The organism is Leifsonia naganoensis (assembly GCF_013410615.1).
GTDB classification, from domain to species: Bacteria; Actinomycetota; Actinomycetes; order Actinomycetales; family Microbacteriaceae; genus Leifsonia; species Leifsonia aquatica.
This window is the reverse complement of record NZ_JACCHJ010000001.1, coordinates 325,861-348,212: the sequence shown is the minus strand read 5'-3', so window position 1 is coordinate 348,212 and position 22,352 is coordinate 325,861. Positions and strand designations below refer to the sequence as shown.

Sequence of the window (22,352 nt, the reverse complement as noted above, 5' to 3'; positions counted from 1 at the left end):
ACGGACATCCGCCCCGGGCCGCGCGCCGAGGGAGGCACTGATGCAGCCTCCCTCGCACCGGTCGAGCGGCCTACCGTGGATGGCATGACCTTCGATCTGACACTCAACAACGGCGTCGTCATGCCCGCCCTCGGGCTGGGCGTCTTCCAGAGCCCGCCGGCGGAGACCAGCGCGGCCGTCGAGACCGCCCTCTCGGTCGGCTACCGCCACATCGACACCGCCGCCGCGTACCTGAACGAGCGCGAAGTGGGGGAGGGGATCCGCCGCTCGGGCCTCGACCGCTCCGACGTCTTCATCGAGACAAAGGTGTGGGTGACCGACTACGGCCGCGACGAGACGCTGCACGCGTTCGAGAAGGCGACCGGCAAGCTCGGCGTCGACCAGCTCGACCTGCTCATCCTGCACCAGCCCGTCCCGAGCCGGTTCGAGACGACCATCGCCGCCTACCAGGCGCTCGAGACGCTGCTCGCCGACGGCCGCGTGCGCGCGATCGGTGTGAGCAACTTCACGCCCGCGCACCTCGACCGTCTGCTCGCCGAGACGGAGGTCGTGCCCGCCGTCAACCAGGTGGAGCTGCACCCCTACTTCTCGCAGCCGGACGTGCGCCAGGCCGACGAGTCGCACGGCATCGTGACCCAGGCGTGGTCGCCGATCGGCGGCATCACCTTCTACCCCGGCTGGGGCGACAAGCGGCGCAGCGTCATGGACGACCCGGAGCTCGCCGCGATCGGCGCCGACCACGGCAAGAGCGCTGCGCAGGTCATGCTGCGGTGGCATCTGCAGGAGGGGCGCTCCGCCATCCCCAAGTCGACGAACCCCGAGCGGATCGCGCAGAACTTCGACGTCTTCGACTTCGAGCTCTCCGGCGACGAGCTGGCCCGCATCGACGCGCTGGACACCGGCATGCGCAGCGGCCCCGACCCGGACGTCCTCCGCGAGGAGCTCTTCCAGCGCGTCATCCCGGAGGCGTGAGGCCCGGGCTGCGGACCGCCGGAACTCCGGCGATCCGGAGCGTGAGCCTCGATTTCGCCGGAGTTCCGGTCAGATGAGCGGCGTGTCGGCGCCGGTGTCCGGAGTTCCGGTGGGTGAGCAGCGCGTCGCGGATGCCCGTCAGCTCAGGACGCGTCGTTCCAGGACCAGATGTCGTCGCCGCGCAAGGTGGCGTCGGCGCCGCCGTCGTCGTAGATCACCTGGCCGGCCATGTGCGTGTTCTCCACGCTGGTGAGCCAGATCAGGAGGGTGGCGATCGACTCCGGAGGCTGGTGGTAGTTGAGCGGCATCGGCACGGACGCGTCCACCATCGCGGCGCCCTCCGGTGTCGCGAGCAGGTCGGCCGTCATCGGGGTGACCACCGTGCCGGGAGCGACCGCGTTGAGCGGGATGCCGGAACCGGCCCATGCCTCGGAAATCGACTCGCGCCGCACCCAGCGGGCGAGCGCGCGCTTCGACGACGGATAGACGATGTAGCCCGTCATCGGGTCGTCGGTCACGTAGCCCCGGGCGATCTCGAGGGCGCGCGGCTCGTCGCCGGCGAGTGCGGCCTCCACCATCTCGGCGGAGTTCGGCTGCAGCGACGCCATCGACGAGACGACCGCGGCGCGCGGGGCGTCGGACTCCCGGAGCGCCGGGAGCAGCGCCTCGAGCAGCTCGGTGACGCCGAAGTAGTTGACCGAGATGGTCTTGGCGATCGGAGCGGAGATGCCGGCGCAGGCGATCACGGCGTCGACGCGACCGCCGGCGAGGGCGATCACGGCTTTCGCGGCCTCGGAGCGGCCGGTGCGGGTGGAGAGGTCGGCCTCGACCTCGGCGCCGCGCAGGTCGACGCCGATGACGTTCTCTCCGCGTTCGCGGAGCAGGGCGGCCGTGGTGGCGCCGATGCCCGACGCGGATCCGGTGACGACGTAGGTGCGTGTCATGTCATGTCCTTTCTACGGGTGAACATTATTGACAGACTACGCCAAAAAAGGATGCGCAGTGCTAGTGTCGCCGCCGTGACCGATTCCGCCGACCGCACGCCCGCCTCCCGTGGCAGGGGCCGCCCGTCCGTGGTCGACCACGACGCCGTCGCCGAGGCCGCCATCCTGCTCTGGACCGAGCGCGGCTACGAGCAGACCACCTGGCGCGACCTCGCCGAGGCGACCGGCGTCAGCGAGCGCACGCTGCTCCGGCACTTCCAGACCCGCGCCGCCATCGCCTGGACCGGCGTGGATGCGGCGCGCGAACGGCTCGCCGCCGCGCTCGCCGCGGCCGCTCCCGAGGAGCCGCTCGCCGACGTGCTGCGCCACGCCGTCGTGAACTCGGTCTCGCTCGACTCGGTGCGCCGCCTCGGCTCCCAGTGGGCGACCCTCGTCTCCACCGAGCCGGAGCTCGCGGCCTTCGGGCAGCGCAGCAACCTCCCGTGGACCGCCGACCTCGCCGACTACATCGCCGGCCGCGTGCCGGATGCGCCCCGCGCCGTCGCCAACGCGGTGGCCGCCGCCTACGAGGCTGCGAGCCGCTCGGCCCTCATCGACTGGGCTGCGGGAGACGCGGGCGACCCCGCCGACGCGGTGGACGCCGCCTTGCGCTGGCTCCGCGTCGACGCGCGCTGAGCATCCTCGCGCGCTGAGCATCGCCGCGCGCCGCGACATTCGTGCCGAATGTCGTGAAAGAAGCGCTCTAAGCCGACATTCGGCACGAATGTCGGCGCGCTACCTGCGGCGGTCGTTCGTCCCGTACAGCGCCAGCGCGATCAGCAGCGGCTGGAACGCGAGCCGGATCAGCCGCTTGCGGTCGGTGTCGAGGCCGAACGCGCTGCGGTGGTGCTGCCACTGCGACACGTTGCCGGGGAACACGGCGGCGAAGAACGCCGCGGCGATCCAGCCGACGGTGCTCCGGCTGGCGAGTCCCTTCCGCTGCGGGGTGACGGCGAGCGCGGTCCCGAGCGCGATCTCGACCACCCCGGAGGCGAGGACGGTCGTGTCCGCGTCGAGCGGGACGAAGTCCGGCACCTGTGCCTGGAAGTCCTTGCGGGCGAAGGTGAGGTGGCTCACCCCGGCGAAGACCAGGCCGGCCCCGAGGAGGATGCGGGCGGTGGTGCGGGCGGCGCTCATGCGGCGGCGTTCCGGACGGTCGAGGCGGTGGAGGCGCGGGAGGCGGGGATGCGTCGAGTCATACCCCCGATGCAACGCCTTCCGTGCGTTCTCTGCAAGCGGACAGGATGACGGGCGTGCTCCCGGAATATCCTCCCGCCGGTTTCGTTGAACTTGAGTGCACACCACTCAACTTTAGAAACAGGAGATCACGTGCCCGAGAACTTCACTCCGGAGAGCGGCGGAAACGGCTCGTTCGACGAGTTCCTGGCCCGCTACCTCGCGGGTGAGCGTGCGCGCGCCGCGCGCTCGATCGACATCAGCCGGTTCTTGAGCCGGCGCACGCAGGAGATCCTCGCCGAGGCGGGCCGCTTCGCTCTGGAGCACGGCCACCGCGAGCTGGACGCCCTGCACATCCTGCGCGTCATGGCGGGCGAGGAGCCGGCCGCCGACGCGATGCGCGGCATCGGGGTCGACCCGGCGCGCGTCGTGCTCGCGGCCGAGCAGCGCCTCCCTGCGTCGGGCGAGATGGTGGATGCGGACGCCGCCTCCATCACGACCTCCGCCCAGCGCGCGCTCTTCCACGCGTACCAGGTCGCCCGTGCCTCCGGATCGACGTACATCGATCCCGAGCACCTCTTCTTCGCGCTCGTGATCGGCCAGGACGCCCCCGCCGGGCAGGTCCTGCAGGCCGCCGGCGTGACCGCGGACGCCCTCACCAACGCCATGCGCCAGACCGCCACGGTCGGCGCCGGTGGGATGGGCGAGCCAGAGGCCGCCGAGGACGAGTCCGACACCCCGATGCTCGACCGCTTCGGCACCGACCTGACCGAGCTCGCCCGCGAGGGCCGGCTCGACCCGGTCGTCGGCCGGCTCGACGAGATCGAGCAGACCATCGAGATCCTCTCCCGCCGCACCAAGAACAACCCGGTGCTGGTCGGCGAGGCCGGCGTCGGCAAGACCGCGATCGTGGAGGGCCTGGCCCGCGCGATCGTCGCCGGCGACGTCCCCGAGCAGCTGCAGGACAAGAAGGTCGTCACGCTCGACCTGGCCGGGATGGTCGCGGGCACCCGCTACCGCGGCGACTTCGAGGAGCGCCTTACCGCGCTCATGGACGAGATCAGCGCGGGGACCGACGAGCTGATCGTCTTCATCGACGAGCTGCACACCGTGGTCGGCGCCGGAGGCTCCGGAGAGTCCGGCGGCATGGACGCGGGCAACATCCTGAAGCCCCGCCTGGCGCGCGGCGACCTGCACCTGGTCGGCGCGACGACGCTCAAGGAGTACCGCCGCATCGAGAAGGACCCGGCGCTCGAGCGCCGCTTCCAGCCGGTGACCGTCGGTGAGCCCAGCGTCGAGGACGCGGTGCTCATCCTTCAGGGCCTGCGCGGCGCCTACGAGGAGCACCACGGCGTGCGCTACACGGACGACGCCCTGCGCGCCGCCGTCGAGCTCTCCGACCGGTACGTCTCCGACCGCTTCCTGCCCGACAAGGCCATCGACCTGATCGACCAGGCCGGCGCGCGACTGCGCCTGTCGCTGGGCAAGCGGGTGGATGCGTCCGAGCTGATGCAGAAGCTCGCGACCCTCGAGTCCGAGAAGAACTCCGCCGTCGCCGGCGAGCACTACGAGGAGGCGTCGCGCCTGCGCGACGAGATCGAGACGGTCCAGCACTCCCTCGACGAGCTCGGTCGCGCCCCGCGGCCCGACGCGGTCGTGGGCGAGCCCGAGATCGCGGGCATCGTCTCCCGCGCCACCGGCATCCCGGTGTCCCGCATCGGCGACGCCGACCGCGAGCGCCTGGCCCGGCTGGAGTCCGAGCTGCACGAGCGCGTCATCGGCCAGGAGGACGCGGTCACTGCGGTCGCCAAGGCCGTGCGCCGCAACCGCACCGGGCTGGGCGACGAGCGTCGCCCCGTCGGCAGCTTCCTCTTCCTCGGGCCCACCGGCGTTGGCAAGACGGAGCTGGCGAAGTCCCTGGCCGGGTCGCTCTTCGGCGACGAGAAGGCAATGCTCCGCTTCGACATGAGCGAGTTCGGCGAGCGCCACACGGTCGCCCGCCTGGTCGGCGCCCCTCCCGGGTACGTCGGCTACGACGAGGCCGGCCAGCTCACCGAGCGCGTGCGCCGCAACCCGTACTCGGTCGTGCTGTTCGACGAGATCGAGAAGGCCCACCCCGACGTCTTCAACCTGCTGCTGCAGGTGCTGGACGACGGACGCCTGACCGACGGTCAGGGCCGCACGGTCGACTTCCGCAACACGGTCGTCATCATGACCTCCAACCTCGGGTCGGAGTTCCTCGCCTCCCGCAGCGGAGCCCTCGGCTTCGTCGCACCGGGCGCGGACGGCTTCTCCTCCGAGAAGGACCTGCGCGACCGCGTCATGGGCAAGCTGCGTGAGGCGATGCGGCCCGAGTTCCTCAACCGCATCGACGAGATCGTGCTGTTCCGCAAGCTGGACGCGGAGCAGCTGCGGTCGATCGTGCGCCTGCTGCTGACCGCCACCGAGCACCGCCTGGCCTCCCGCGGCATCGCGTTCGAGACCACCGAGGCGGCCGTCGAGTGGATCGCCGACGCGGGCTACGAGCCCGAGTACGGCGCACGCCCGCTGCGCCGCGTCATCCAGCGCGAGGTGGACGACCGCGTGGCCGACCTGATGGTCACCGGCGAGGTCGCCGAGGGTGGCACCGTGGTGGTGGATGCCGTGGAGGGCGAGCTGCGCGTGAGCGCGCGGGCCATCTTCGCCGCGGCCGCCTGATCCGGACTCCCGCACCCCGCACCCCGCACCGAACGAATAGTCACAACACGCCGCGTCCGCTTCTGCGGGCGCGGCGTGTTGCGTCTGATGGATGGCTACGCCGACTCCCGCACGACCACGCGGGAACCCGTGGTCGGCTCCGCGACCGGCTCCAGGCCGATCGCGACCCGCGCCGCGTGCGCGCCGAGCCGCTCCGCCTCCACGTGCACCGTGGTCAGCGCGGGCGCCCACAGCGCCCCGTACTCGCTGTCGCCGAAGCCGATCACCGCGAGGTCGCCGGGGGCGGCCAGCCCGAGCTTCGGCAGTGCCGAGAGGATGGCGAGCGCCGTCTCGTCGTCGACGGCCGCGATGGCGGTGACCTCGGGATGCCGCTGCCGCAGCTCCGCGATCGCGCGGGCCGTGGAGTCGCGATCGGTCCCGGTTGTGACGACTCCGGCCGCGGTGAGGCCGAGGCGCTCGGCCGCCTGCACGAGGTGCGGCAGCCGGTCGTGCGGAACGTCGGAGTGCGGCCCCGGCGCCCCGAACGCGACCACCGCGTGCCCGCGGTCGCGCAGGTGCGCGAGCTGGGTGAGCGCGTGCGACGCCAGCCCGTAGACCCAGCCGCCCTCGGGCGCTCCCGGGTTCACGTGCCGGAACGGTCCGGAGATGTCGACGACGGCGCGCGGCGAGACCGCCGCGATCGCCGACTGCAGCGCGTGGTCGTGGGTGCCGTGCTGCACCAGGAGGCTGTGGTCGTGGGCGGCGAGCTCCGTGCTCATCCCGAGGATGAAGCCCTCCAGGATCGGGCCGCCGCGCCGCGCGCCGACGTCGAGCAGCACGACGCGCGACGTCCCCTCGCGCAGTGCGCGTGCGACGCCGTGCGGCACGTAGCCCAGGGCGCGTGCGGCCTCCCGCACCCGCTCCTGCGTCTCGGGTCGGATCACCTGCCCCGGCGTGCGGTTGAGCACGAAGCTGACCGTCGCGGGGGAGACGCCGCTCGCCCGCGCGACCTCCTTGATCGTCACGCTCACGGCCCGATCCTAACGTGCACTAATTCGATTTAGTAACTACGGTGGCGAGAACCGATTGAAGGAGCATGCAGTGAAATCCATCCGAGTCACCGGCGTCGACACCAACGAGTGGGTCGACATCGAGAAGCCGACCGCGGGACCCGCCGACGTCCTGCTCGCGATCAAGGCGTGCGGGATCTGCGGCTCCGACGCCATGTACTCGCATTTCGGCGGCATCCCGCCCCGGCAGGGTGCGACCCCGCTCGGGCACGAGCCGGCCGCAGAGGTCGTCGAGGTCGGAGCCGACGTGCAGGGGATCAGCGTCGGCGACCACGTCGTCATCGACACGATGGCCTTCACCGACGGGCTGCTCGGCTCGGGCGGCGAGCAGGGCGCCCTCTCGGAGTTCGTCGTGGTCCGGGATGCGGTGCTCGGCCGCCAGCTGCGCGTGATCCCGAAGGACATCCCGTGGGACGTCGCCGCGCTCAACGAGCCGATGGCCGTCGCCTACCACGCGGTCAACCGCACCGCCCCGAAGGACGGCGACAGAGTCGTCATCTTCGGCGCCGGCCCCATCGGCCTGGGCGCGTTGCTCGGCTACCGCCGCCGCGGGGCGTCGCACATCGTGGTCGTCGACATCCTCCCCACCCGCCTGGAGAAGGCGCTCGCGATCGGCGCCGACGCCGTGATCAACTCCGCCGAGGAGGACCTCGCCGCGCGCCTCGTCGAACTGCACGGCGACGCCTCCACCGCCATGGTGCGCGGTGCCCGCCCCGGCACCGACATCTACCTCGACGCCGCCGGTGTCGGCTCCATCCCGCAGGCCGTGGCCGGCTTCGCCAAGCACGGTGCGACGCTCGGCATCGTCGCCGTGCACAAGCGCCCCGTCGAGCTGGACTTCGGCGGCATCCTGCCGACCGAGCTCACGATCGTCTGGTCGATGGGCTACCCGACGGAGATCTTCGAGGTCACCGACGACATCATCGAGAATTGGCAGAAGTACGCGCTCATCATCAGCGACCGCCTGCCGTTCGAGAAAGCCCTCGACGCCCTCGCCCTCGCAGCGACGCCCGGCGCGGCCGACAAGGTGACGGTCGTCTTCGACTGAGGCGGGGCGAACATGTCACCTGGGGGTCGCGTCCGCACGTGCGTACGCGGCCCCCAGATGTGCTCACGCGTAACGACGAACGGCCGCGCGGATGTCGTCCGCGAACCGGTAGATCTCGTCTAGCGAGCCCAACTCGTGCTTCGTCTCGTTCTTGTCCTCGTCAAAGAGGCCGATGTGCTTCTTGGTCTTGCTGTTGAAGTGCAGACGCGCGACCGGCTTACGGTTGTTGTCGTCGAGAAGAATTGCGAAGTAGGACTTGGAATCTCGCTGGGCGATCCTCTGCGGCTTGACCTCGCTGCATGCAATCGCCTTGACGATCTGGTAGCCCTCCAACTCCTCCAACGTCGTCTCGATCTCCGTGTCGCGATCCAGATCGCTTTCCGCGGGCGGTTGGCTCGTGAGGGCTTCCGGCTCGGCGGCGCTGGTGGAATACGACGAGCTTCCGAGTGCGGTTTTGAGCCGATCGTTCACTTGATCGTTCAGGAACTGGCTCGTCGCCTTGCGCACTAGTGGAGTGAACTGGTCACGCACCTTTTGGGTAATCGACCCGTCGTACACGCGGCTAGTGAAGAAGCGAACCCACTCCTCATCGGGCTCGCGGAACTCGGTGGCGAGTGCCCGCTTGATCTGGCCGATGTACTTCAACTCGCCTGCGGCGTTGATGATCGAGTCGAGGTCGAACGCGTCCTTGGTCAGCTTCCGCAGCTCCGGAATCAGTGTCTCGTCGATGTCGAGCAGGTCGAGAACGAGGAACGGCTTGTCGTCCATCCGGTTCGGGGCGTCGAGATCGGTGTAGAAGTGGTACACCTCGCCGTTGGTCAGCACCGCGACACGGGCATTCGTCACTGCGAAATAGCGGTAGAGCTGCGACGCATTCTCGATCGTGAGTGACTCGTTGGATTTCTTGCACTCGATCAGCATCTGGACTTCACCGTCCCGCATGATCGCGTAGTCGATCTTCTCGCCCTTCTTGATCCCCACGTCGGCGGTGAATTCCGGTACAACCTCGAGCGGATTGAAGACGTCGTAGCCGAGCACATTCGAGATGAACGGCATGACGAATGCATTCTTCGTCGCCTCCTCGGTGTGGATGGCGTCGCGCTGGTTGGCGACTTTGACTGCGATGGCGGCGAGCACCTCTGCAAAATCCATGGGTCTCCTTTGGGCGGATCGTGATCCAAAGATACTGAGGGGTAGGTATCGAGAGGTGACTCATTTCGGTCAACCCACCCGGAATGGGGGTGAGATCCAAAGCCCTCGTCCGAGGCCGCTTCCTGTACATCTCCAAACCTCCCTTCACCTCGCACCGACCGATTCCACAGGCCGGGTTGGAAGCGTAGACGGGTGTCTACTCCCGATCCGAACCGTCCGCCGCTGATCGACCGCATCCTGGCGCCGGTCCAGCGGCTCGAGCCGCGCATGCCGCGCACCCGGGGCCGCGCGATCTGGCAGTTCCTCGGCTTCACGCTCGTCGCGGCCGTGCTCAGCTCGCTCTTCGTTCTTCCGGGTTTCCTGGGAACGGGCGTCGCGGCGGCCGCGGGCATCTCCGACTTCAACGCGCTGCCCGCGAACCTGCAGATCCAGCAGTTCGCGCAGAACTCGACCGTGTACGCGAAGCAGGGCGGCCAGGACGTGCCGATCGCCACGTTCTACGCGCAGAACCGCCAGGACGTGACCTGGGACGCGGTCTCGCAGAACGTGAAGGACGCGGTGGTCGCGGCCGAGGATCCGCGGTTCTACTCCGAGGGCGCGGTGGATGTGCTGGGCACCGTGCGCGGTGCGCTGGCGACCGTGGTGGGCGGCGACGTGCAGGGCGGGTCCTCGATCACCCAGCAGTACGTCAAGAACGTCGAGGTCGAGAAGTGCGAAGCGCTGACCGACGCGAAGAAGGTGCAGGCCTGCTACGACGACGCGGCCGGGCAGACCCTCCAGCGCAAGGTGCAGGAGATGCGCTACGCGGTGGGGCTGGAGAAGAAGTACAGCAAGAAGGACATCCTGATGGGGTACCTGAACGTCGTCGGGTTCGGCGGTCAGGTGTACGGCATCCAGTCGGCTGCGCACTACTACTTCGGCGTCGACGCGAACAACCTGACGCTGGCGCAGGCCGCGACGCTGGTCGCGATCGTCAACAACCCGTCCAACCTCCGCATCGACGAGCCCGACAGCAAGACCAACGGCGCAGCGAACGGATACAAGCTGACGAAGGCGCGCCGCGACTACGTGCTCGACCGCATGTACGTGAACCACAAGATCACGGCGGCCGACCGCGACGCGGCGAAGGAGACGCCCGTCACGCCGACCGTGACGCCCACGACCTCGGGATGCGCGGCCGCGCAGCAGTACAACGCCGCGTTCTTCTGCGACTACGTGCGCGACACCATCCTGAACGACCCCGCCTACGGCGCGACCAGCGACGATCGCTGGGCGACCCTCAACCGCGGCGGCCTCAAGATCTACACGACGCTGAACCTCGACCTCCAATCGGTCGCGCAGCAGTCGCTGAGCAACTACATCCCCGCATCGAAGGCCGGCATCGACCTGGGCGCGTCCAACGTCTCGGTCGAGCTCGGCACCGGCCGCATCGTCACGATGGTGCAGAACCGCGCCTTCAACAACACGGACCAACCCGTCGACGGCACGACGGCGGTGAACTACAACACCGACGAGGCGTACGGAGGCTCGTCGGGTTTCCAGACGGGCTCGACGTTCAAGGCGTTCGACCTGGCGGCGTGGCTGGAGGCGGGGCACAGCCTGTACGAGAGCGTGAACGCCTCGCAGCACACCTTCCCGATGTCCGACTTCACGAGCACCTGCGGTGACATCTCCGGACCGTCCTGGCAGGTCGCGAACGACGAGGGATCGGCGAGCCGGCTCTCCGTGATGTCGGCGACGGCGGAGTCGGTGAACACGGCCTTCGCGATGATGGCGACGAAGGTCGACCTCTGCTCCATCCTGAACGCGGCGAAAGCGCTCGGCATCCACACCGCGGCCACCGGCGGCACGCTGAACTCGTACCCGTCGATGATCCTCGGCACCAACGAGGTCGCGCCGCTCACCATGGCGACGGCATACGCGGGCATCGCGAACAACGGCACCGTGTGCACGCCCATCGCGATCGACAAGGTCCTCAACGCCGACGGCAGCGCGCACAAGGTGAGCGCCAGCACGTGCACGCAGGGGCTGGACAAGAACGTCGCCGCGGGCGTCACCTACGCCCTGCAGGGCGTGATGACCGACGGCACCGCCACCAGCGCCAACCCGTGGGACGGCACGCCGGTCATGGGCAAGACGGGCACCACCGACGACTCGCTGCAGAACTGGCTGATCACCTCCACCACCAAGGTCGCGCAGGCGACATGGGTGGGCAACGTCTCGGGTCAGACGCCGCTGCGCAGCCTCAGCTTCAACGGCGTCGGCGGAGGCGACGTGAAGTTCTCGATCGTGAAGCCTATCCAGAAGGCCCTGGACCAGGTCTACGGCGGCGACGACTTCACGGACCCGCAGGATTCCTCGCTCTACGGAAATCGGGTCACCGTCCCGGATGTCGCCGGCAAGACCCCGGATCAGGCCCAGAAGCTGCTGGAGGCGCTCGGCCTCGACGTCACGATCGACCAGACGCCGGTCGCGAGCGGCCAGCCGGCCGGAACCGCCGCGGGCACCGACCCCGCAGCCGGGTCGGCGGTCGAGGGAGGCGCGAGCGTCACCATCCAGCTGAGCAGCGGGCAGGCCTCCGCGACGCCGACGCCCGGCACGGGAGGGGGATCGACGAGTCAGCCGACCGCGAGCCCGGGGACGGGGAACGGCAACGGGAGTGGGAACAACGGCACAGGGAACAGCGGCAACGACACCGGGAACGGCGGCGGCTGACACACCCGCCCGGCCGGGCCCGCGGTCAGCGGAGGGCGAGCTCCGAGATGATCGCCCGCAGCGCCTCCTCGTCGTCCGCGATGGTGGTCACACGCTGCGGCGCGGCCAGGAGCTCGCGGGTGGCGGCGTCCGCGTTCGGGACGCTGCCGAGCGCCTCGGCGATCGTCTCGGGGAACTTCTGCGGCTTGGCCGTCTCGAGGACGAGCATCGGCACGCCCGGCTCGATGTGCTCGCGCGCGACCTTCACGCCGTCCGCGGTGTGCGGGTCCAGGGTGACGCCGCAGCGCTCGGAGACGGCGCGGATCGTGGCCAGCCGGTCGGCGTGGGTGCTCGTCCCGCTCACGATCCCGAACTCGGCGCCGAACCGATCGAGCTCGGAGGTCAGGTCGAACTCGTCCCGGGCGTCCAGCTCCTGCCACGCGGCTGCGGTCTGCTCGGCCGAGCGACCGAGCAGGTCGAAGACGAACCGTTCGAGGTTGGAGGCCCGCGAGACGTCCATCGAGGGGCTCGACGTCACGAAGGTGCGGGCGGCGGGCCGCGGGCGGTAGTGGCCGCTGCGGAAGAAGTCGTCGAGCACGTTGTTCTCGTTCGTGGCGAGCACGAGCTTGCGCACGGGCAGCCCCATGCTGCGGGCGTAGTGCCCCGAGAGGATGTTGCCGAAGTTGCCGGACGGCACCGCGAACGACACCTCGAAGCCCGCGCGCTCGGCCTCGGGGAGCGCGTCGGTGATCCGCAGCCACGCCCAGATGTAATAGGCGATCTGCGCAGAGATGCGGCCGAAGTTGATCGAGTTGACGGCGCCGATGCGGTGCTCGCGCTTGAACGCGCCGTCCTCGGCGATGCGCTTCACGAGGCGCTGGCAGTCGTCGAACGTGCCGTCGACGACGATGTTGTGCACGTTGTCGTCGAGCAGCGAGTACATCTGGGCGCGCTGGAAGATGCTCATGCGTCCCTGCGGCGAGAGCATGAACACCGAGAGCCGGTCCCGGCCCCGCAGCGCGTACTCGGCGGCCGAGCCGGTGTCGCCGGAGGTGGCGCCGAGGATGTTGAGGACCTCGCCGCTCTGACCGAGCACGAAGTCGAGTGCCTCACCGAGGAACCGCATCGCCATGTCCTTGAAGGCGAGCGTCGGCCCTTCGGAGAGGCCGACCAGCGTGATCCCGTCGTCGAGTGCGTGCAGCGGGACGACCTCCTGCGACGCGAAGGCCTCGGGACGGTACGCCGCGTGGCAGAGCCGGCTGAGGTCGTCGCGGGGGATGTCCGTCGCGAACAGGCCGATCACCTCGGTGGCGAGGTCGGCGTAGTCCAGCGGACGCCACTGCTCCAGCAGGGCGGCAGTGAGCTGCGGCAGCTCCTCGGGAACCGCGAGCCCGCCGTCGGGAGCGAGCCCTTCGACGAGGATGTCGCAATACGATCCGAGCCGGCCGCCGCGTGTGGAGATGTACTGCACGTGTCGTTCCCTCGTCCTTCGAGTGTGGATGTGTTTTCAGCCTAGGCGACGCGGCTACGCAGCCGTGGCAGCGACGGCGCTCTCGCCGAGCCAGGCGGCCAGGACCGCGCGGCGCAGTACGTTCGCGCGCTCGGCGAACCCGCGCTGACGGCGTACGTACTCGGCCTTGCCCTCGGGCGTCTCGATCGCGACGGGCTCGGCACCCCAGGGCCGCATGTCGTACGGCGACGCCTGCATGTCGAGCAGGCGGATGCCGCGGGCCAGCTCGAACGCGTCGAGCAGCAGCTCGCCCGGCACGAGCGGGCCGAGCTTCATCGCCCACTTGTACACGTCCATCCCCGCGTGGAGGCAGCCGGGCTGCTCCAGCTCGGGCTGCGTCTCGCGGGTGGGCGCGAAGCGGTTACGCGGCACGGCGTCGGGGGTGAAGAAACGGAAGGCGTCGATGTGGGTGCAACGCAGGTCGTGCGCCTCCACGACCGCGTCGGTGCCCCGGCCGCCGAGGCGCAGCGGGACCTCGTGGCGCGTCTCGTCCTGCCGGTAGACCATGGCCCACTCGTGCAGCCCGAAGCAGCCGAACTGGCCGGGGCGCGCAGCGGTGGAGCGGAGGATGCGCTCGATCCCGCGCAGCAGTGACGTCTTCTCGGCCTCGAACGCGGCTTGGTCCACCACGAGGGAGCCCGGGGTCGTGCCAGGGGCGTACCAGCGCCAGGAGGCGCGTGGATCGCCCGCGGCCTCCGCCAGCTCGACGCCCGGCCCGGGATGCCACCGGCGCAGCACGCGCGGTGCGTACGAGTAGTAGGTGAAGAGGAAGTCCTCGACCGGGTGCTTCTCGCCCCGCCCCGCCCGCTCGCGATGCCCGGCCGTGAGCGCGTCGGCGCGCGCGGCGTGGGCCGCCTCGCGGGCGCGCCAGTCGGCGGGGTCGAGCAGTGTGGTCACCCCTCGAGGATAGGCCAGGCGGGCGACGGCATATCAGGCGAGCGACTCCAGCGGGTTCGCGGCCAATTTCGCGCGCACGCCGCCGAGCACCAGGCGGTGCGCCTGGGTGTCGGGCTTGCGCTGGGCCTGGTCGGCGACGCCCGCTCCGAACTCGGCGGCCAGGTCGAGCCTCGGGTAGGCGCCCACGACCTCCCGGCGCAGGCCGAGCGGGAGGTCGTCAGCACGCGCACCCGAGATGTCGAGCCCCGTGGCGGTCTCGAGCAGGTAGCCCTCCTCGTCGAACGCGGGGTCGACCGCGGCCCAGTTGTGCCGCACGATCACCTCGTGCGCGCGGGTGCGGCGGGCATGCTCCCAGCCCGCGCCGGCCGTGAGCGCGACGGCGACGTGGCCGCCGGCGTCCTCGTACGAGAGCGCGACGTTGTCGAACTCCGGCACGATGCCGATGTCGTGGAGCAGGGCCGAGACGTAGAGGAGCTCGTGGTCGATGTCGTCACGCCCCTCCAGCTGCGCGAACGCCTCCGCCCACAGCCACGACCGCACGACGTGGTTGAGCAGCGCGGGGGAGTGGTAGGCGGCGGCGAGCTCGCGGGCGGCGTGCGCGGCCTGCGTGTCGGGTGCGGCGGGCAGATCGGAGAGCAGCATCCCTCCATCCTGGCAAGGCGCCCGCCCTCGCGCCGCTCAGATCCAGCCGGAGGCGGGGGAGATCCCGCCAGATGGCGCGGGGTCAGTCGCGGGTCGGGTCGAGCACGGCGATGCCGACGGGCGGGGCGGAGGCGGCCGCGGGCAACAGCAACGCCGCCTCCGCGAGGCCGACGTGCGAACCGACCAGCGCCTCGGGCGACACCGCGCCCGACGCGACGAGGTCGAGCATCTCGGCGTAGTCGGCGGCGGCCATCCCGTGGCTGCCCAGCACATCGAGTTCCCAGCCGATCACGCGGTCGAGCGGCAGCACCGGTCCGCCGCCGGGCAGCAGCCCGATCTGCACGTGCCGTCCGCGCCGGCGCAGCGAGTGGAGGGCCGCCCCGGCCGTCGCGGGCGAGCCCACGGCGTCGACGGAGACGTGCGCTCCCCCTCCGGTGAGCTCGGCGATCGCCGAGGGAGTCCCGTCGCCTGCCTCCAGGGTGTGCTCGGCGCCGAACCTCCTGGCCAGCTCGAGCGCGGCCGGTGAACGGTCCACGGCGATCGGCCGCGCACCCAGGGCGGCGGCGATCATCACGGCGCTGAGCCCGACGCCGCCCGCACCGTAGACGGCGATCCACTCGCCGGGCTGGATGCGCGCCCGCGCGGTGACCGCCCGGTACGCGGTCGCGAACCGGCAGCCGAGACTCGCCGCCGCGGCGTCGTCGATGTCGTCCGGGAGGGCGACCAGGTTGAGGTCCGCGGCACGCACCGCCACCAGCTCGGCGTGCGATCCCCAGTGCGTGAAGCCGGGCTGCGTCTGGTCGGGGCACACCTGCGCCTGACCGCTCCGGCACCACTCGCACCGCCCGCAGCCGTTGACGAACGGCGCCGTCACCCGGTCACCCGGCCGCCACCGCTCCACGCCCGCGCCGACGGACTCCACCACGCCGGCGAACTCGTGCCCGGGCACCTGCGGCAGGCGGACGGTGTCGTCGTGCCCCGCCCAGGCGTGCCAGTCGCTGCGGCAGAGACCGGACGCCGCGACGCGCACGATCGCGCCGCCCTCCGGGGCGACGGGATCGGCGACCTCCGCCACCCGGACCGGTCCGGCGAACGTGTCGTACAGCAGTGCTCTCATGGGGCTCCCGGAATCAGCGCTGCACGGCGCGGCAGGCGAGGTGGACGGCGAGGCGGGTCTCCGGGTCGCCGAGGTCGAGCCCGAGCAGCTCCTGCGCGCGGGCGACCCGGGTGGAGACGGTGTTGCGGTGGAGGCCGAGGGCGTCGGCGGTCGCGGCGATGCCGGACTCGTGGTCGAGGTAGGCGGTGAGCGTCTCGATCAGCTCGGGCCCGCGGGCGATCAGCGGCGCGAGCAGGGACTCCGCGGCCGGGACGAAGGTGTCGCTCTCGGTCCAGGAGAGCAGGAGCTGCTCCAGGCCGAGCGCGTCGATGCGCACGAAGTGGCCGGTCGCGGAGCGGTCGGCGGCGATGCGCGCGGCGTCAGCAGCGCCGTCGATGGTCGCGACCAGCCCGGCCGACCCGCTCTCGAGCGTGCCGACGCCGGTCGCGACGTTGAACACGCGGCGGGCGGCGGTGTGCAGGGCGTGCAGGGCGCGCACGTTCTCCTCCACCCGGCTCGGCGCGGGAGGTGCGGCGAAGCTGAGCCAGCCGGTCACCCCGCGCCCGCTCGTCGCCGCGTGGGAGTCGACCGGCAGCGCGGTCAGCTCGCGGGTGACGAAGCGGAGCAGTTGGAGGGTGTCGACGCGCGAGCGGCCGATCAGGCGGAACCCGAGGTGGTAGCCGCTGGTGCGCCAGCCGCGCTCGACCATCCGCTGCTCGAGCTCCGCGTCGCGGCTGTCGCGCAGTTCCAGGAAGTCGCGGAGCAGGCCGGACGACACGGATGCGTCGTTGACGTCGGCGACCTCGTCGATGAGGATGCGCGCTGCGACCGCGGGCATGGCCACCTCGGCGGCGACCGCCAGGGCGCTGAGCTGCTGCTGTCCGAGCCCGCGCCCGAAGACGGCGAGGCGCAGCCCCGCACGGCTCGGGGAGTCCACGCGCACGGATGCCGCCGCCCCCTCGGGCAGCGAGACGGTGTCGATCCAGGGCGCGAAGTCGATCGCGGCGTGGACCGTCGCGGGCAGGGTCTCACCGGCCTCCAGGAGCACGCCCTCGCTGTCGATCAGGGCGACGCCGTGCCCGACGCTCGCCGAGAGGTGGCGCAGCAGGTCGGCGAGGTTGTCGGCGTGGTACTCGATGGACTGCGCGACCCGGCGCACGTAGCCGAGGGTGAGCGCGTCCCGGCCCTCCAACAGCTCCCAGCCCGCACGCGCGAGCGCCATCGGCTCCTCGGCGTCGAGCAGGGCGAGGCCGAGGCGTTCCGCGAGCGAACGGGTGCCGGGGCCGAACGCCTCCGCGCCGGGCAGCGCCAGCCCGCGGTAGCCGCGGTCGCGCACGCGGCGCACGAGGGCGTCCTGCTGCCACGGCGTCGCGGGAGGGGCGACGGTGAGCACGGCGAGGGCGCCTCCTCCGTCCGCAGCGAGCTCGGACTCGGTCGACGCGACGACCAGCTCCCGCCACACGACGGAGGGGTCGGCGGCGGCGATCGGGCGCAGTCCGCCGTTCGCGGGATGCGCGAAGAGCGCGGCGAGGTCGAGCTGGTCGTTCACGCGGCCACCTCCAGCCCGGTCAGGCCGAAGCCGGCGGGCGTGACGTGGCGCAGCCGGTCGGGCGACGCCGTCCACCACCCGGGAGCCGGGAGGGCGAGCACCGTCACATGGCGCGCCAGCGTCACGCCGTCCACCTGCAGGATGTCGCGGGAGATGGAATCGAGGGCCACGATGATCTCGGGGCTCGCGGCCGTGGTCTCGCCGTCGCGCACCACAGCCAGCAGCTCGGAGCGCGCGACCAGCCGCAGCAGCGCGCCGTCGTCGCCGTCGAGCTGGATGGCGCTGACGTACGGGTCGTCCGGCAGCGGCACGACGGCACTCACCCGTCCCGAGCCGAGCAGCCGCCCTCCCGTCGCCGCGGCCAGCTCGTGGGGAGAGAGGGAGCGGTCGGCGGTGGCGTCGCCGAGGGCGAGCGCCCGCTCGAACGTTCCCAGCACGGCGTGCTCGGCCAGGTCGCCGACCGTGAAGCCCGCGACGAGCACCGCGCCCCCTCCACCGGCCTGCACGATGGCGGAGCGCACCTGGCTCTCGACATCGGCGGGGCGCCGGGTGTCGATCACCACGACCCCGCCTCCCGTGTCGCACACCGCGACGACGCCGGGGAGGGCGTCGACCAGCAGCGAGACCTGGTCGAGGCGGGGGAGCGCGCGGCCCATCAGATCGGCGTCGACCAGGGGGAGGCGGTCGGCCAGCAGCAGGGGAGTCAGGCCGTTCATCCCGGCGCCTTCGAGGGCGCACACGGCGGCGGCGCGGACTCCGGTCCAGCGCTCCGCGGCGGCGACCAGGGGAGCGAAGACATCGGCGCCCGGGAGGCGCTCGGCGAGCAGGTACGTGGAGCCGGCGAACGCCACCGCCACACACGGCGTCGCGGGATCGAACTCGGCGGGGGTGCGCGGGGTGATCGGCCAGGCGGGCGCGTCCTGCACCATCAGCTCGAGCATCGTCGTGCCGCCGCCTCCACCTGAGCCGAGCAGCGAGAACCCCCTGGCGAGCGCGGGCAGGCGCTCCGGCCCGAGGGTTCTCATGCCCTCCAGGGTAGGCGGTGCGGGCGCCCGCCTGCGCGAGCGCCCGCGAGTCGTGGTGCTGCTCAGACCAGCGCCGAGGTCTCGACCGGCACGAACTCCTCGGTCAGCCCGAACGCGCGCGGACCGAACGCCGCGAGCGCCTCTGGCGTGCGCATCATCTCCGGCGTGGAGATGCCGAGCACCCGCACCCGCTGGCCGTAGCGCAGGCCCTCGGTCGTGATCGGCTCGCCCGACTCGATGTCGGTGACGCAGATGAGGTCGGGCACGATCGCGACGAGCTCGCCGTCGCGCAGGGCGATGAGGTTCTCGTTCTGGAAGCGGATCTCCAGCGTCTCGGAGGCGCTCGCATCCAGCGATGAGATCGTGGCGCGGCCCTTGGCGAAGCCCTCGGTCGTGCGCCGCTCGACATCCGTCACCTTGCCGGAGAAGAGCTCGCGCACCTCCGAGTAGAGGGTCGTGGAGAGGGTCTGCGCGATCGCCTCGAACGGCGAGCGGTGCTGCTCCCGCGCCTCCCGGATCGCCCGGCCCAGCGCGAGCGCCATCGAGAGCGTGCGGGGGACGGCCGTGCGCTTCACGTCCGCGCCGGTCATCGCGTACTCGGCGATGTGCCCGACGCCGCCGAGACGGATGGTCACGCCGCGCGCGAGCCACTCCATCTGCCGGTCGTCGTCGCCGGTGTCGATCACGACGGTCTCGCCGCGCTCGCCCGCGAGGGCCAGCGGGGATCCGTGCACACCGTAGACCGCGAACGTCTCCATCGAGAGCTCCGGGAAGGCGCGGCCCATGCCGTCCGCGTCCACCACCGGCAGACCGGTCTCGGCCGCGACGATCAGCGGGATCATCGAGTTGATGCCGCCGCACTCGATCGGCATCGTGGCGTCGGCGGTGCGGCCGAGGTGCGCCTCCAGCGTGCGCAGCGCCAAGGTCGGCTCGGTGCCCGCGGGGATCTTCTCGATCATGACGGTCGGCGCGCCCATCTGGGCCGTGGGGATGACGAACAGATCGTCGTCGAGCTCGTCCGGATCGAGGATGGTGATGCCGCGCTCGCCGGGACCCTTCTGATCCAGCACGCGCGCGACGAGCATCTGCCCGATGTAGGGGTCGCCGCCGCCTCCCGTGCCGAGCAGGGTGGCGCCGCGGGCGAGGTCGGGGAGGTCCGCGGCGGTCAGCGTCCAGCTCATGCGGCGGCCTCCTCGAGGGTGCGCTCGGCGGTGCCGTCGAAGCGATGCGAGGGGAGGTCGTAGCCGAAGTAGCCGGGGCCGACCATCGCGAGTGCCTCGGCGCTGTGCCAGCGCGGGTCGCTGGGCGCGGCGATCACGCGGACGCGCTGGCCGTAGCGGAGGGCCTCGGTCGTGATCGGCTCGCCGCTCTCGGCGTCGAGCACGATGATCAGGTCGGGGGTCGTCACGAAGACCTCGTCGCCCGCCTGGGCGATCAGGTGCTCGTTCTGGAACGACAGCGCGAGGGTCGAGTCGGCCGCCGAGCCCGTCGCCGTGCCCTCGATGCGGGCGCGCCCGCGGGCGAAGCCGGCGGTGGTGCCGCGCTCGACGTCCACGACCTTGCCGCCGAAGAACTCGCGGCCGCCGAGCAGCGCGACGGTCGCCGCGACCGGGTCGGCCTTGGCGGTGCGCGCCTCCGCGATGCCGGATCCGATGGCGACGCAGTGCGCGAGGGAGCCGGGGACGAGCGCCTCGCGGGCGACCGTGCCGGTCATCGGGAAACCTGAGATCATGATCGAGCAGCCCATCTCGACGCAGGCCACGCGCGCGATGCGCTCCGTCCAGTTGTTGTCGACGGTCTGCAGCACGCCGACGTTGCCCTTCTCGTCGGCGAACGCGAGCGGGGAGGCGGTGACGCCGTACAGGGTCGGGAGCACCATCTGCAGCTCGGGGAACGCGCGGCCCATGCCGTCCGCGTCGATGAGGGGGAGTCCGAGAGCGGCCGCGGCGGCGACCGGGATGGTGGAGTTGACGCCGCCGACCTCGGCGCACGCCACGTGCGTGACCGGGCGGCCGAGGTAGGTGCCGAGCGCGGCGACCGGGGCGATGACCTCGTCGAGGCTGGGCAGCTTCTCGACCATGACGGTCGGCGCGCCCATCATCGCGACGGTGAGCACCAGCGCGTCGTCCGGCACCTCGTCGAGGCCGACGACGGTGACCGGTCCGTGCTCGGCGAGCGCCTGCTTCGCCAGCAGCGAGCCGATGTAGGGGTCGCCTCCACCACCCGTGCCCAGCACCGCGGCGCCGCGCGAGAGGTCGCCGATCGCGTCGGCCGTGAGCGTCCAGCTCATACCCGCACCTCCATCGCCAGATCGCCGACGGCCTTCACGCGGATGCGCGTGGCGTTGCCCGGCAGGTAGGGGATGGGGACCTCGTCGAAATCGACGATCGCGACCGACGAGGGGGAGGCGCCGGCCGCGATCGCCTTGTCCACCGCCTCCGCCCGAACGGCGGCGATGGCCTCGTCGCGACGGCCGGGCTCGACGGCGTACACCTTGTCGATCTCGCCCCCGACCTGTGCGATGGAGGCGCCGATCGCGTTCGCGACGGCGTAGTTCTCCGGCCGGTGCACGGCGCCGAAGATCGGCAGCTCGTCCGGCAGGAGGATGGACCCGCCGCCGACGGCGACGACGGGGATGGGGTCGGGGGAGGTGCGCATCCGGTCGACGGCCTCGGCGACGCGCTCGGCGATCCGGTCGAGCACGCGCTGCACGAAGGCGGGATCGAGGTGCGCGACCTTCGCGGGGTCGCCGACCTGCGCGCGCCCGGCGGCGACGGCGATGTCCGTCGCGGTGAGGGTCGAGCCGCCGAACACCAGCGCCTCGGTCGTCAGCCGGTAGCCGACCGACTCCGGGCCCACCTCGGCGGTCTCGGTGTCGACGATGGAGCCGCCGCCGATGCCGAGCGAGAGCACGTCCGGCATCCGGAAGTTGGTGCGGACGCCCGCCACCTTGACCTCGTTCGCCGTCTCGCGCGGGAACCCGTTGACGAGCAGGCCGATGTCGGCCGTGGTGCCGCCGATGTCGACGACGGCGCAGGTCTCGAGCCCGCTGGTGAGGGCGGCGCCGCGCATCGAGTTGGTCGGGCCGGAGGCGAAGGTGGCGACGGGGTAGAGGCGCACGTAGTCCTCGTCCATCAGGGTCCCGTCGTTCTGGCTGAGGAAGATCGGCGCCTCGATGCCCTGGGCGCGCACCGCGGAGGTCAGGCCGTCGACGATCTCGCTCGCCAGCTCGCGCAGTGCCGCGTTGATGATCGTGGCGTTCTCGCGCTCCAGCAGGCCGATCCGGCCGATCTCGTGCGACAGCGAGATGGCGACGTCGTCGCCGAGCTCGTCGGCCAGGATGGCGGCGGCGCGGATCTCGACGTCGTGGTTGACCGGCGAGAAGACGGACGAGATCGCGACGGACCGCACGCCGTGGGCGGCCATGTCGGCGGCGATGCCCTTGAGCTCCGCGACATCCAGCGGGGAGATCGGGCGTCCGTCGAACTCGTAGCCGCCGTGCGCGAGGTAGCTGCGGGCGTCGATCGCCTCGATCAGCGCCTCCGGCCAGTCCACCAGTGGCGGGAGCGCCTTGGTCGCCGGGAGGCCCAGCCGCAGCGCGGCCGTCGGCGCGAGCCGCTTCGCTTGCACGAGCGCGTTGATGAAGTGCGTCGTGCCGATCATCACCGCGTGGATCTCGGAGCCCTCGAACGAGCGCGCCTCGCGCAGCGCCTCGATGGCGCTGACGATGCCGGCGGTCACGTCCGGGCTGGTCGAGTTCTTGACGCCGGCGAGAGGGGTCCGGCCGTCCATGAGCACTGCGTCGGTGTTCGTTCCGCCGACGTCGATGCCGATATGCATGGTGTTTCGCTTTCTGCCGCGG

Annotated in this window: 18 protein-coding genes; 5 read left to right on the top strand and 13 right to left on the bottom strand. The window is 71.4% G+C overall.

What is annotated here, in order from left to right:
• The first annotated feature begins 84 nt into the window (after window positions 1-84).
• The gene (locus tag HNR14_RS01690; RefSeq protein WP_179699525.1) at window positions 85-972 is read left to right on the top strand and encodes an aldo/keto reductase; all 888 of its coding nucleotides are present in this window, start codon (window positions 85-87) and stop codon (window positions 970-972) included.
• 143 nt (window positions 973-1,115) lie between these two features.
• On the opposite strand, the gene HNR14_RS01685 is transcribed toward HNR14_RS01690, so the two are convergent.
• Window positions 1,116-1,916 (bottom strand): SDR family NAD(P)-dependent oxidoreductase, encoded by an 801-nt coding sequence (locus HNR14_RS01685; RefSeq protein ID WP_179699524.1) that lies wholly within the window; start codon window positions 1,914-1,916, stop codon window positions 1,116-1,118.
• A gap of 75 nt (window positions 1,917-1,991) precedes the next feature.
• Here HNR14_RS01685 and HNR14_RS01680 point away from each other — a divergent pair, with 75 nt between their 5' ends.
• A complete protein-coding gene (locus tag HNR14_RS01680) occupies window positions 1,992-2,591 on the top strand; it encodes a TetR family transcriptional regulator (protein ID WP_218874952.1) in 600 nt (199 codons plus the stop codon).
• 99 nt (window positions 2,592-2,690) lie between these two features.
• Here the strand turns inward: HNR14_RS01680 and HNR14_RS01675 are convergent, their stop codons facing one another.
• Window positions 2,691-3,092 carry a DoxX family protein gene (locus tag HNR14_RS01675; protein ID WP_179699522.1) on the bottom strand — a complete coding sequence of 134 codons (402 nt, stop codon included), beginning with the start codon at window positions 3,090-3,092 and terminating at the stop codon, window positions 2,691-2,693.
• A 192-nt stretch (window positions 3,093-3,284) separates the two neighbouring features.
• On the opposite strand from HNR14_RS01675, the gene HNR14_RS01670 reads away from it, so the two are divergent.
• Window positions 3,285-5,828, top strand: coding sequence for an AAA family ATPase (locus HNR14_RS01670; RefSeq protein WP_179699521.1), 2,544 nt, complete (start codon window positions 3,285-3,287; stop codon window positions 5,826-5,828).
• 95 nt (window positions 5,829-5,923) lie between these two features.
• Here the strand turns inward: HNR14_RS01670 and HNR14_RS01665 are convergent, their stop codons facing one another.
• A complete protein-coding gene (locus HNR14_RS01665; protein WP_218874951.1) occupies window positions 5,924-6,838 on the bottom strand; it encodes a substrate-binding domain-containing protein in 915 nt (304 codons plus the stop codon).
• A 70-nt stretch (window positions 6,839-6,908) separates the two neighbouring features.
• Between HNR14_RS01665 and HNR14_RS01660 the strand changes: the two genes are divergently transcribed.
• A complete protein-coding gene (locus tag HNR14_RS01660; protein ID WP_179699520.1) occupies window positions 6,909-7,925 on the top strand; it encodes a zinc-binding dehydrogenase in 1,017 nt (338 codons plus the stop codon).
• A gap of 63 nt (window positions 7,926-7,988) precedes the next feature.
• Here the strand turns inward: HNR14_RS01660 and HNR14_RS01655 are convergent, their stop codons facing one another.
• On the bottom strand, window positions 7,989-9,077 hold the full coding sequence (locus HNR14_RS01655) for a type I restriction endonuclease (protein ID WP_179699519.1): 1,089 nt from the start codon (window positions 9,075-9,077) through the stop codon (window positions 7,989-7,991).
• Window positions 9,078-9,269: 192 nt separating this feature from the next.
• Here HNR14_RS01655 and HNR14_RS01650 point away from each other — a divergent pair, with 192 nt between their 5' ends.
• Window positions 9,270-11,792: a penicillin-binding protein gene (locus HNR14_RS01650; protein ID WP_343064389.1), complete on the top strand. Its 2,523-nt coding sequence runs from the start codon at window positions 9,270-9,272 to the stop codon at window positions 11,790-11,792.
• A gap of 25 nt (window positions 11,793-11,817) precedes the next feature.
• Here the strand turns inward: HNR14_RS01650 and thrC are convergent, their stop codons facing one another.
• The 9 genes from thrC to HNR14_RS01605 form a co-directional block, all read right to left on the bottom strand.
• Window positions 11,818-13,242 carry a threonine synthase gene (gene thrC / locus HNR14_RS01645; protein WP_179699518.1) on the bottom strand — a complete coding sequence of 475 codons (1,425 nt, stop codon included), beginning with the start codon at window positions 13,240-13,242 and terminating at the stop codon, window positions 11,818-11,820.
• Between the two features lie 54 nt (window positions 13,243-13,296).
• Window positions 13,297-14,178 carry a 3-methyladenine DNA glycosylase gene (locus tag HNR14_RS01640; RefSeq protein ID WP_179699517.1) on the bottom strand — a complete coding sequence of 294 codons (882 nt, stop codon included), beginning with the start codon at window positions 14,176-14,178 and terminating at the stop codon, window positions 13,297-13,299.
• Between the two features lie 33 nt (window positions 14,179-14,211).
• Entirely contained in the window at window positions 14,212-14,820 is a 609-nt protein-coding gene (locus tag HNR14_RS01635; protein WP_179699516.1) for an HD domain-containing protein, read from the bottom strand.
• A gap of 82 nt (window positions 14,821-14,902) precedes the next feature.
• Window positions 14,903-15,937 carry a zinc-binding dehydrogenase gene (locus HNR14_RS01630; protein ID WP_179699515.1) on the bottom strand — a complete coding sequence of 345 codons (1,035 nt, stop codon included), beginning with the start codon at window positions 15,935-15,937 and terminating at the stop codon, window positions 14,903-14,905.
• 13 nt (window positions 15,938-15,950) lie between these two features.
• On the bottom strand, window positions 15,951-17,465 hold the full coding sequence (locus HNR14_RS01625; RefSeq protein WP_179699514.1) for a helix-turn-helix domain-containing protein: 1,515 nt from the start codon (window positions 17,463-17,465) through the stop codon (window positions 15,951-15,953).
• Window positions 17,462-18,490: an S-methyl thiohydantoin desulfurase domain-containing protein gene (locus HNR14_RS01620; protein WP_179699513.1), complete on the bottom strand. Its 1,029-nt coding sequence runs from the start codon at window positions 18,488-18,490 to the stop codon at window positions 17,462-17,464. The genes HNR14_RS01625 and HNR14_RS01620 overlap by 4 nt, the downstream gene beginning before the upstream one ends.
• A gap of 62 nt (window positions 18,491-18,552) precedes the next feature.
• Window positions 18,553-19,671: an S-methyl thiohydantoin desulfurase family protein gene (locus HNR14_RS01615; RefSeq protein WP_179699512.1), complete on the bottom strand. Its 1,119-nt coding sequence runs from the start codon at window positions 19,669-19,671 to the stop codon at window positions 18,553-18,555.
• Window positions 19,668-20,780 carry an S-methyl thiohydantoin desulfurase family protein gene (locus HNR14_RS01610; protein WP_179699511.1) on the bottom strand — a complete coding sequence of 371 codons (1,113 nt, stop codon included), beginning with the start codon at window positions 20,778-20,780 and terminating at the stop codon, window positions 19,668-19,670. Before HNR14_RS01610 ends, HNR14_RS01615 begins: the two co-directional genes overlap by 4 nt.
• Window positions 20,777-22,330, bottom strand: coding sequence for a hydantoinase/oxoprolinase N-terminal domain-containing protein (locus tag HNR14_RS01605; protein WP_179699510.1), 1,554 nt, complete (start codon window positions 22,328-22,330; stop codon window positions 20,777-20,779). The genes HNR14_RS01610 and HNR14_RS01605 overlap by 4 nt, the downstream gene beginning before the upstream one ends.
• Window positions 22,331-22,352 lie beyond the last annotated feature (22 nt).

Excerpts from the sequence above, each read along its gene's own strand:
- HNR14_RS01690 (WP_179699525.1), top strand. The coding sequence starts at position 85 with ATGACCTTCGATCTGACACTCAACAACGGCGTCGTCATGCCCGCCCTC.
- HNR14_RS01685 (WP_179699524.1), bottom strand. The coding sequence starts at position 1,916 with ATGACACGCACCTACGTCGTCACCGGATCCGCGTCGGGCATCGGCGCC.
- HNR14_RS01675 (WP_179699522.1), bottom strand. The coding sequence starts at position 3,092 with ATGAGCGCCGCCCGCACCACCGCCCGCATCCTCCTCGGGGCCGGCCTG.
- HNR14_RS01655 (WP_179699519.1), bottom strand. The coding sequence starts at position 9,077 with ATGGATTTTGCAGAGGTGCTCGCCGCCATCGCAGTCAAAGTCGCCAAC.
- HNR14_RS01635 (WP_179699516.1), bottom strand. The coding sequence starts at position 14,820 with ATGCTGCTCTCCGATCTGCCCGCCGCACCCGACACGCAGGCCGCGCAC.
- HNR14_RS01630 (WP_179699515.1), bottom strand. The coding sequence starts at position 15,937 with ATGAGAGCACTGCTGTACGACACGTTCGCCGGACCGGTCCGGGTGGCG.
- HNR14_RS01620 (WP_179699513.1), bottom strand. The coding sequence starts at position 18,490 with ATGAGAACCCTCGGGCCGGAGCGCCTGCCCGCGCTCGCCAGGGGGTTC.
- HNR14_RS01615 (WP_179699512.1), bottom strand. The coding sequence starts at position 19,671 with ATGAGCTGGACGCTGACCGCCGCGGACCTCCCCGACCTCGCCCGCGGC.
- HNR14_RS01610 (WP_179699511.1), bottom strand. The coding sequence starts at position 20,780 with ATGAGCTGGACGCTCACGGCCGACGCGATCGGCGACCTCTCGCGCGGC.
- HNR14_RS01605 (WP_179699510.1), bottom strand. The coding sequence starts at position 22,330 with ATGCATATCGGCATCGACGTCGGCGGAACGAACACCGACGCAGTGCTC.